Genomic DNA, 2,035 nt, shown 5'->3' on the forward strand with positions numbered 1-2,035 from the left:
TTGTTCATCAGCTCGAAACGGGCGCCAAGGAACCCACCGACGAGATGCGTGATGCTTTGGCAGCCGCGCTTGCGGTGACGCCTGCGTTCTTCGCGACGCCGGCGATAAACCCCGTCCGTGAAGAAGACTGCCACTTTCGTCGGCTGGTAAGCGCCCCACGAGCGTTGGTTGCGCAAGCGGTGGCGCGGGGGACGGCTTTGGAAGCGCTGGTGGACGCGCTCGAGGGCCAAGTGCGCATGCCGATCGTCGACTTTCCAGAGGAGGCGCGCCCCGCTTCGCCCGACGCTGTTGAGCGCATCGCCGAGAATGCCCGACAGCACTGGGGCTTGGGCCTCGATGGTCCGATCATCAGTATGATGCGTGTTGTGGAGAATGCTGGTGCGGTGGTGGTCCACTTCGACGATCTCACCGACCGCATTGATGCGCTGTCTATGGCTCGGCGCCGACCTATCATCGTCCGGTCAACCGCGAAAGTTGCGGGCGCCCGCTTGCGCTTCGACCTCGCGCACGAGGCCGCTCACCTCATCATGCACCAAGGCATCGTGACCGGCGACAGCGTCACTGAAGGGGAAGCGCACCGGTTCGCCGGCGCCTTCCTGATCCCGCGCGCGGCCTTCGCGCGGGAGTTTCCCCGGAGCCGCCGTACGCTCGATTGGAATGCTCTGTTTACAATGAAGCTTCGGTGGAAGATCTCGGTGCGCGCCATCGCCCGTCGCGCGTTCGATCTAGGGCTGATCGACGCCGCACAATATCGCACCGCCAACATCCAGCTGGTAAAGACCGGACAAGCAAAGGCAGAGCGCTACGACGAGCGTGTCGCGGTCGAGGAGCCGGAATTGCTGCGCGCCGCCATCAGCTGGCTTTCCAACCGTGACGGGATTGTCCTGCACCGCCTGCTTGCCAATCTTGGCATGTCCCCGGCGCTGTTCGCCCGCCTGACCGGCGAGCGCATGCCGACACTACCTGACAATGTTGTGCCGCTCGGTTCGGCTAAGCCCTGGTGAGTGCCGGTGCGGCGATCCTTCCGCGGCTGGACCAGTCTGTTGCGCCTATACCCGCGCCGCCTCTTTGGGTAAGTTAGAGAGACGGGGATTCGCCGCCCAATAAGCCATTTAACGCAATTTTGTTCGGCTCTTGGTGTGCTGCGGCTGCGATCTTTTGAAGCGCGGTATTGGCGACCGCCAAGGGGCAAAATGAGTTTGGTAACGGACCGTCTTGAGCAGTTCCAGAAGTACGTCGCCCTTTTGAAGGGCGACGAGAAAGGAGAAGCTCAGGTATTCTGCGACCGGCTCTTCTTGGGTTTTGGTCACAAGGGCTGCAAGGAGGCCGGGGCAGAACTCGAATACCGGATCAAGAAAAACTCCACCGGAGGCCGCAGCTTCGCGGATCTCGTGTGGAAGCCCAGGGTCTTTATCGAAATGAAGAAGCGCGGAGAGAACCTCTACGCGCATTACAAACAAGCGTTTGAGTACTGGATACACGCCGTCCCTAACAGACCGCGCTACGTGGTCCTCTGCAATTTCGATCAGTTCTGGATTTACGACTTCGACAAACAGATTGACGAGCCAGTTGATGTCGTCACCGGTGGCCGATCTTGCGAAGCGGTACACTGCCCTCAACTTTCTTTTCCCGGACGATCCACCACCCATCTTCAAAAACGATTTGGAGGCAGTTTCCCGTGACGCGGCGGACAAGGTTGCGAGCCTGTTCAACCGGCTGATTGCTCGGGGAATCGACCGCTCCAGGGCGCAGCGTTTTGTGCTGCAGATGGTAGTGGCGATGTTCAGCGAGGACATCAAGCTGCTGCCGGCTGGCACGATCCTCACGCTAGCCGATGATTGTATGAAGAAAGGGCAGAGCTCGTACGACCTTTTTGGTGGTCTCTTTACTCAAATGAACGCGCCGAAGCTCCTGCTGAGCCGCTGGCGATGTGCACATCAGAAATGTGAGCGACAAACGTTCACCGACCGACTGCCGACTGTTGCTTCCCCTTATGCGCCGCACGACAAGGGTCGCGGAAATTGTCGGCCTGCTC

General features: G+C 60.0%; 2 protein-coding genes and 1 pseudogene. All 3 read left to right on the top strand.

Annotation, left to right across the window (positions count from 1 at the left end; genetic code table 11):
• On the top strand, nt 1-1,004 hold a 1,004-nt coding region (locus E5W70_RS32110), incomplete at its 5' end, for an ImmA/IrrE family metallo-endopeptidase (protein WP_292665345.1).
• Nucleotides 1,005-1,193: 189 nt separating this feature from the next.
• Complete coding sequence (locus E5W70_RS33280) at nt 1,194-1,682, top strand: type IIL restriction-modification enzyme MmeI (RefSeq protein WP_366509780.1); 489 nt, start codon at nt 1,194-1,196, stop codon at nt 1,680-1,682.
• Between the two features lie 97 nt (nt 1,683-1,779).
• Nucleotides 1,780-1,863, top strand: a pseudogene (locus E5W70_RS33285) (hypothetical protein); the annotation flags it as partial.
• Nucleotides 1,864-2,035: the final 172 nt, after the last annotated feature.

The sequence above is a fragment of the Mesorhizobium sp. genome (assembly GCF_005063415.1).
GTDB lineage: Bacteria > Pseudomonadota > Alphaproteobacteria > Rhizobiales > Rhizobiaceae > Mesorhizobium.

What these genes read in the sequence shown, in the direction of transcription:
- E5W70_RS33280 (WP_366509780.1), top strand. Translation starts at nt 1,194, where the DNA reads ATGAGTTTGGTAACGGACCGTCTTGAGCAGTTCCAGAAGTACGTCGCC.